Source organism: Actinacidiphila sp. bgisy167 (assembly GCF_057707665.1).
Genome location: NZ_JBYIQP010000050.1, coordinates 41,451 through 47,776 on the forward strand (window position 1 = coordinate 41,451; position 6,326 = coordinate 47,776).

7 protein-coding genes are annotated in these 6,326 nt (G+C 74.2%); 2 read left to right on the forward strand and 5 right to left on the reverse strand.

Annotation, left to right across the window (positions count from 1 at the left end; translation table 11 throughout):
* Nucleotides 1–82: 82 nt before the first annotated feature.
* Nucleotides 83–1,756: a DEAD/DEAH box helicase gene (locus tag AC3ET4_RS19500; RefSeq protein WP_431951075.1), complete on the reverse strand. Its 1,674-nt coding sequence runs from the start codon at nucleotides 1,754–1,756 to the stop codon at nucleotides 83–85.
* 477 nt (nucleotides 1,757–2,233) lie between these two features.
* On the opposite strand from AC3ET4_RS19500, the gene AC3ET4_RS19505 reads away from it, so the two are divergent.
* On the forward strand, nucleotides 2,234–2,980 hold the full coding sequence (locus tag AC3ET4_RS19505; RefSeq protein WP_431951057.1) for a ferritin-like fold-containing protein: 747 nt from the start codon (nucleotides 2,234–2,236) through the stop codon (nucleotides 2,978–2,980).
* 49 nt (nucleotides 2,981–3,029) lie between these two features.
* Here the strand turns inward: AC3ET4_RS19505 and AC3ET4_RS19510 are convergent, their stop codons facing one another.
* The 4 genes from AC3ET4_RS19510 to AC3ET4_RS19525 all read right to left on the reverse strand — a co-directional run bounded on the left by AC3ET4_RS19510 (nucleotide 3,030) and on the right by AC3ET4_RS19525 (nucleotide 4,933).
* Nucleotides 3,030–3,305 carry a hypothetical protein gene (locus AC3ET4_RS19510; protein ID WP_431951059.1) on the reverse strand — a complete coding sequence of 92 codons (276 nt, stop codon included), beginning with the start codon at nucleotides 3,303–3,305 and terminating at the stop codon, nucleotides 3,030–3,032.
* A gap of 307 nt (nucleotides 3,306–3,612) precedes the next feature.
* Entirely contained in the window at nucleotides 3,613–3,843 is a 231-nt protein-coding gene (locus AC3ET4_RS19515; RefSeq protein WP_319158819.1) for a DUF3107 domain-containing protein, read from the reverse strand.
* Between the two features lie 135 nt (nucleotides 3,844–3,978).
* Nucleotides 3,979–4,614 carry a TetR/AcrR family transcriptional regulator gene (locus AC3ET4_RS19520; protein WP_431951061.1) on the reverse strand — a complete coding sequence of 212 codons (636 nt, stop codon included), beginning with the start codon at nucleotides 4,612–4,614 and terminating at the stop codon, nucleotides 3,979–3,981.
* 100 nt (nucleotides 4,615–4,714) lie between these two features.
* On the reverse strand, nucleotides 4,715–4,933 hold the full coding sequence (locus tag AC3ET4_RS19525) for a hypothetical protein (RefSeq protein WP_431951063.1): 219 nt from the start codon (nucleotides 4,931–4,933) through the stop codon (nucleotides 4,715–4,717).
* A gap of 265 nt (nucleotides 4,934–5,198) precedes the next feature.
* Between AC3ET4_RS19525 and AC3ET4_RS19530 the strand changes: the two genes are divergently transcribed.
* Nucleotides 5,199–6,167, forward strand: coding sequence for an alpha/beta fold hydrolase (locus AC3ET4_RS19530; protein WP_431951065.1), 969 nt, complete (start codon nucleotides 5,199–5,201; stop codon nucleotides 6,165–6,167).
* Nucleotides 6,168–6,326: the final 159 nt, after the last annotated feature.

Below are 6,326 nucleotides of genomic sequence, written 5' to 3' on the forward strand. Positions count from 1 at the left end.
ACCGGGCAGGACGCCGACGGCCGGGGCCCCGATCAGGGGCGCCCGGCCGTCGGCGGTGCGGATGCGGTGCGGACGCGTCGCGTCAGCCGGTGGCCTCGTCGGCCGGCTTGGCCGCCCGTGTGCGGCGGCGGCGGACCGTCCTGGCAGCGCCCTCGCCCTCGGAGGAGGCGGCCTCAGGGGCCGCGGTCTCCGCGGCGGGCGGAGTCTTGGCGCCGGTGGCGGCGCCACCGGACCGCGTACGGCGGCGGCGCGGGACGGGGACCTCCTCGGCCGCCGGGGCGGCGTCCGCGGCGGTCTCGGCGCCCGCACCCGTGGTGGTCCCGGCGGCGCCCGCACGGGTGCGGCGGCGACGGCGCGGGGCCGGGGTCTCGATGTCCGGGCCCTCGGCGGCCGGGGCCACGGTCTCGACGACCGCCTCCGCCTCGGCGGGCGCCTCGCCGATCGCCTGCCCGCCGCGGGTGCGGCGGCGCTGGCGCGGCGTACGGGTGCGGGCCGGAAGCTCCTCCGCCTCGGCCGAGGCGGCCGGGCCGGACTTGCGGCCGCCGCGGCCGCGCCCGCGGCCGCCGGTCTCGCCGAGGTCCTCGACCTCCTCCGCGTCGAGCCCGGCACGGGTGCGCTCCGCACGCGGCAGCACGCCCTTGGTGCCGTCGGGGATGCCGAGCAGCTCGTAGAGGTGGGCCGAGGTGGAGTAGGTCTCCTCCGGCTCGTTGAAGGGCAGGTCCAGCGCCTTGTTGATCAGCTGCCAGCGCGGGATGTCGTCCCAGTCGACCAGGGTGATCGCGGTGCCGGACGCCCCCGCGCGGCCGGTGCGGCCGATGCGGTGGAGGTAGGTCTTCTCGTCCTCCGGCGTCTGGTAGTTGATCACGTGCGTGACGCCCTCGACGTCGATGCCGCGGGCGGCGACGTCGGTGCAGACCAGGACGTCGACCTTGCCGTTGCGGAAGGCGCGCAGCGCCTGCTCGCGGGCACCCTGGCCGAGGTCGCCGTGCACGGCGCCGGAGGCGAAGCCGCGGCGCTCGAGCTGCTCGGCGACGTCGGCGGCGGTGCGCTTGGTGCGGCAGAAGATCATGGCCAGCCCGCGGCCCTCGGCCTGCAGGACGCGCGAGACGAGCTCGGCCTTGTCCAGCGAGTGGGCGCGGAAGACGTGCTGGGTGATGTTGGCGACGGTCGCGCCCTCGTCGTCCGGCGAGGTGGCCCGGATGTGCGTGGGCTGCGACATGTAGCGGCGGGCGAGGCCGATGACGGCGCCCGGCATGGTCGCGGAGAAGAGCATGGTCTGCCGCTTCGCCGGCAGCATCTCGATGATCTTCTCGACGTCGGGGAGGAAGCCCAGGTCCAGCATCTCGTCGGCCTCGTCGAGGACGAGCGCGCGGACGTGACGCAGGTCGAGCTTCTTCTGGCCCGCCAGGTCGAGCAGTCGGCCCGGGGTGCCGACGATCACGTCGACGCCCTTCTTCAGGGCCTCGACCTGCGGCTCGTAGGCGCGGCCGCCGTAGATCGCCAGGACGCGGACGTTGCGCACCTTGCCCGCCGTGAGCAGGTCGTTGGTGACCTGGGTGCACAGCTCGCGGGTGGGGACGATGATCAGGGCCTGCGGACCGTCGACGACGTCCTCGGGCCTGGCCCGCCCGGCCTCGACGTCTGCCGGGACGACGACCCGCTCCAGGAGCGGAAGGCCGAAGCCCAGGGTCTTGCCGGTGCCGGTCTTCGCCTGGCCGATGACGTCGTTGCCCGCGAGGGCGACGGGGAGCGTCATCTCCTGGATCGGGAAGGGAGTGGTGATGCCGACGGCCTCGAGGGCCTCGGCGGTCTCGGGGAGGATCCCCAGATCGCGGAAGGTCGTGGTGGTGGTCAGGATGCTGCCTCTTCTGTTGGGACGCGGCGTCGAGCGGTTTCCGGGGTGGGTCGGGCGCAAGGAACTGCGCTGACCGCGCGGAGTGTCGTCCGGCCGTCGATGGCCGAGGTGCGCGGGACCACTGCCCTCGTGCGCGCCGCGAAGCTGTCCCTCCCCACGGGGAAGGGCGGTCGGTAGGAGCCGATCGGGCCACCGACCGGGCATCCATTCATGCGTGACCCGCCGGGTCACCTGGCGGGTCCATATCACTGTACCCCGGAATCACGCACCTGCGGCGGATGGATTTCACGCTCTGTGGGACAGGTCGTGCCGCGGCTCCCGCACGACGGGCCGTACGAGGTGGTTGCCGCGCTGGTGGGGTTGGCTATTGTGCGCAGCATGGAGACGCCTGACACCCCCGCGAAGACCCCTGCCGAGACCTCCTCCGGAACGGCCGTCGCCGCGAAGGACTGGGCCGCCGCCTCCGTGGACCCGCAGTACCGCGCGGCGGTCGTGGACCTGCTCGGGGCCCTGGCATACGGCGAGCTCGCCGCCTTCGAGCGGCTGGCGGAGGACGCGAAGCTCGCGCCGTCCCTGGCGGACAAGGCGGAGCTCGCGGCGATGGCGTCCGCCGAGTTCCACCACTTCGAGCAGCTTCGCGCACGGCTCACCGCCATCGAGGCGGACCCGACCGCGGCGATGGAGCCCTTCGCCGCCGCGCTGGACGAGTTCCACCGCCAGACCGCGCCGTCGGACTGGCTGGAGGGCCTGGTCAAGGCGTACGTCGGCGACTCCATCGCGTCCGACTTCTACCGCGAGGTGGCCGCCCGGCTGGACACCGACACCCGGGAACTGGTGCTGGCGGTGCTGGACGACACCGGCCACGCCTCCTTCGCGGTGGAGAAGGTGCGCTCCGCGATCGAGGCCGACCCCCGGGTCGGCGGGCGGCTCGCGCTGTGGGGGCGCCGGCTGATGGGCGAGGCGCTGTCGCAGGCGCAGCGGGTCGTGGCGGACCGCGACGCGCTCAGCACGATGCTGGTGGGCGGGGTCGCCGACGGCTTCGACCTCGCGGAGGTCGGCCGGATGTTCACCCGGATCACCGAGGCCCACACCAAGCGGATGGCGGCGCTGAGCCTGTCCGCCTGAGCGGTGGGGACGACGGCGCGGACCGCCCGGTCCGTGCCGTCACGCGGCCTCAGGCGGCGCGCGGCGCGGAGCGGCGGGCGGCGCGCGGCGGGCGCACCAGCAGGGAGAGCAGGGCCGCCGCGACCCCTACCGACACGGCGAGGCTGATCAGGAACCGGTCGGAACCCAGGACCGTACGGGTGACGAGGCCGCCGAGCACCGCGGCGACCGTCCCCGTGGCCAGCACGAGGGTCGCGGCGGGAAGGCGGCGGCGGGGGAGCAGCCGCGTCGCGGCGAACGCGACGGACAGTCCGACGGCGGCGTACGCGAGCGCTTCCCACAGCATGGCGCGGCCCCTCCCGGAGACTTCGGTCCTACGGGTCCTACCCCTCGGCGCCACCTGGCGAAACGGCGGGTCACCCCATTCGGGGACGACCCGCCGTCAGGCGTTCCGGTAGGGGGGCGAGGCCGCGGCCGTCCTCGGATGAGGGCGTCCGTGCCCTGCCGGGCCGTGCCCGGGGGAGTCGTCCGCCGCGTCCGAGAAGCCCTCCGCGAGGGCGGCACGCCGGCTCGCCGGCCCGCCGTCCCGTGCCGCCGCCCGGGAAGCGCCTCCCCGCGACGGCGGGGAGCCGCTCCGGAGGCGGATGCCGGAGCTAGAGCTGGGCGCCGAAGCCCACCCGGCGCGCCGCCGGCTCACCGATCTCCACGTAGGCCAGCCGGTCGGCCGGCACGAGCACGCGCTTGCCGTGCTCGTCGGTGAGGCTGAGCAGCTTGCCGGTGCCGGTCAGCGCCTCCGCGACGGCCTTCTCTACCTCCTCGGCCGTCTGCGCGCTCTCGATGCTGATCTCACGCGGCGCGTGCTGCACGCCGATCTTGACCTCCACGGCTTTCGTCCCTCCGAACGGTCTGCGGTGTGCGCGGTTGGAAATCGCGCCGTACGCAGACACATTAGCCGCGCCGCGCGCCGGGCCACCGGCCGACGGGCACGCCCAGAGCGAACAGCCGCCGCGGGAGTGGGGTCAGTGCTCGGCGCCGTGCAGTGGGAAGCCCGCGATGCCGCGCCAGGCGAGGGAGGTCAGCAGCTGCACCGCGGTGTCGCGGGGCATGGAGCTGCCGCTGGAGAGCCAGTAGCGGGCCACGACCTGCGAGACGCCGCCGAGTCCGACGGCGAGCAGCATGGACTCCTCGGTGGTCAGCCCGGTGTCCTCGGCGATGACCTCGCTGATCGCCTCGGCGCACTGCAGCGCGACCTTGTCGACGCGCTCGCGGACGGCCGGCTCATTGGTGAGGTCGGACTCGAAGACCAGGCGGAAGGCGCCGCCCTCGTCCTCCACGTACGCGAAGTAGGCGTCCATGGTCGCCGCCACGCGCTGCTTGTTGTCGGTGGTGGAGGCCAGCGCGGTGCGCACGGCGTCCAGCAGGGCCTCGCAGTGCTGGTCCAGCAGGGCCAGGTAGAGCTCGAGCTTGCCGGGGAAGTGCTGGTACAGCACGGGCTTGCTCACGCCCGCGCGCTCGGCGATGTCGTCCATCGCGGCGGCGTGGTAGCCCTGGGCGACGAACACCTCCTGGGCCGCGCCCAGCAGCTGGTTCCGCCGAGCCCGGCGCGGCAGGCGGGTGCCGCGGGGGCGCGCCTCAGTCTGCTCGATGGCTGTCACGCCGCCTCCAAGTGGTGTCGTTCTGCGCTGCGGGTGCCATCGTACTTTTTCGGTAGTGGGGCCATGCGCTGTGCGAACGCACATTCTCACCAGGTGGAACTCAGCGGTAGTCGTCCTCGTCGAGCTCCACGACCCGGCGCTGTTCGGCGACGTCCGCGGGATCGGCGTCGTCCGGGCGCTCGGTGATCGGGACGTCGCGGTGCTGCAGCAGGTCGAGATGCTGTTCGGCGATGTCCGCCTCGGGCGCCTCGATGTCGGCCTCGGCGTCCTCCAGGTCGTCGATGGCGTCGTCCTCGAAGCCCTCGATGTCGTCGGACACGGGGACCTCCCGTCTGGTCGTGTGCTGCCGTCCCCCGCTGCTACCCACTGTCCGCTTCCTTCCCGTTCTGTCCCTCCTTCCCTCCTTCCCTCCTTCCCTTTCCCTCCTTCCCTCTCTGCGAGGGTAGGAGACGGGAACCCCGTGCGCAGAGCGACAAGCGCGGGCGGCGCCGGCCACGGGGGCGTCGCGACACCGCGCGGAATCGTCGAGGGGCTGTGAGGGCGAACACAAGAGCGCACGCGTGATCACCTCGTAACATTGGGCCATGTCCTCGACGGAGTCCTCCGAAGCCGCACTCGCCGCCGTGCCCGTACCCCCTTCGGGAGCCAGAGCCGGGGACGGGGAGACGGTGCGGACCGTGGCGCTTGCGGGGAGGACGCTGGCCGTACGCGTGCGGGTGGAGCAGGCCGAAAGGCTGCCGCCCGCGCTCTTCGTGCACGGCCTGGGCGGGTCCTCGGCCAACTGGTCGGAGCTGATGCGCCTGCTGGCCGACCGTGTGTCCTGCGAGGCCGTGGACCTGCCCGGTTTCGGGTACTCCCCGCCGCCGGACGACGGCAATTACTCGATCGGTGGGCACACGCGCGCCGTCGTGCGCCTGCTGGAGGCTTCCGGGCGCGGGCCGGTGCACCTCGTCGGCAACTCGCTGGGCGGCGCCGTCGCCACCAAGGTGGCCGCGGCCCGGCCCGACCTGGTCCGCACCCTGACCCTGATCTCGCCCGCCCTGCCGGAGGTGCCGCCGCAGCGCGGCGCCTGGCCGACCGCCGTCCTCGGACTGCCGGGCGTGAGCACGGTGGTGAGACGCGCCACCCGCGGCTGGTCCGTGGAGCGCCGCACCCGCCAGCTGCTGGCGCTCTGCTACGGCGACCCGGCGAAGGTCGGTGAGGAGGCCTTCGCCGAGCACGCCGCGGAGTACGGCCGCCGGCTGGAGCTGCCCTACTTCTGGGACGCGCTGACCCGCTCGACACGCGGCATCGTCGACGCCTACACCCTCGGCGGCCAGCACAACCTGTGGCGGCAGGCCGAGCGGGTCCTCGCGCCGACGCTGCTGGTGTACGGGGGCCGGGACAAGCTGGTCGCCCCCCGGATGGCGTACCGTGCCGCCCGGACGTTCCCTGACGCGCGGCTGCTGTTGCTCCCCGACAGCGGGCACGTCGCGATGATGGAGCACCCCGATGCGGTGGAGCGGGCCTTCCGCGAGCTGCTGGACGCCACGGACGCGCGGACGGATCACTGACTTCATGGGCAGGCACAGCGCACCCGGCGGCCGAGACGGCCGCCGCGACGACGTACCGGGCATAGCCGACGGCGGGGGTGGGGGGGGGGGGGGGGGGGGGGGGGGGGGGGGAGGGGGGGGGGGGGGGAGGGGGGGGGGAGGGGGGGGGGGGGGGGGGGG